This is a genomic window from Mycobacterium sp. (assembly GCF_008709575.1).
Lineage (GTDB): Bacteria > Actinomycetota > Actinomycetes > Mycobacteriales > Mycobacteriaceae > Mycobacterium.
Map to the genome: position 1 here is coordinate 1 of NZ_VYIK01000412.1, position 653 is coordinate 653.

General features: G+C 65.7%; 2 protein-coding genes. Both read left to right on the plus strand.

Annotated features, from left to right (window positions below):
* On the plus strand, positions 1-217 hold a 217-nt coding region (locus tag F6Q13_RS19290), incomplete at its 5' end, for a carboxymuconolactone decarboxylase family protein (protein WP_293059937.1).
* Between the two features lie 184 nt (positions 218-401).
* The coding region (locus F6Q13_RS19295) for a hypothetical protein (protein WP_293059940.1) at positions 402-653 on the plus strand (252 nt) is incomplete at its 3' end.

Genomic DNA, 653 nt, shown 5'->3' on the forward strand with positions numbered 1-653 from the left:
CGGCACTCCCGGGGTGAGCAAAGTGAATTTCGAGCTGTGGTGCTTTGCAGTGTCGTCGATCAACGGGTGCCCGGACTGCCTGACCGCTCACGAGCACACGCTGCGCGAGGCCGGCATGGACCGGGAGGCGATCCTGGAGGCACTCAAGGCCGCCGCGATCGTCGCCGGCGTGGCCCAGACGATCGCCACGGCCCAGACACTGGCCGCGAGCGGCTGACCACGCTCTGGGGGTTTGCGAGCCTTTTTGCGAGCTTTCGTCGCTTTTGACAGGCAGCGCACATATACTCGCCGCCACGAATACTCGCCCGCGGGTTGGGTCGACCCGGATCATGCGCGCGAGCCTGGGTTCGGGCTCTTAGGTGGGAGAGGGAGGGGCGCCCATAACTCGACGGCGTATCAGCTTGGGTGCGGCAGTCGGGGGGCTGCTGGGCGCCGCATTGGTGCCGATGGCTGCCGCCTTCGCCGACGACTACGACATCGCTGCTGATCCCGGTTCCATCGAAGAGGTCACCGGAATGTATGGAACCGGAATTGTCGGAGCTTTCGCGACTCCCCCGGCGGCGCCCGGAAGCATTCAGGGAGGTCAGCTGTTCGGCTACGAGGACACCACGACCGGAGCTACCGGCACCTTCGAAGGCGACGAAAGCACCATG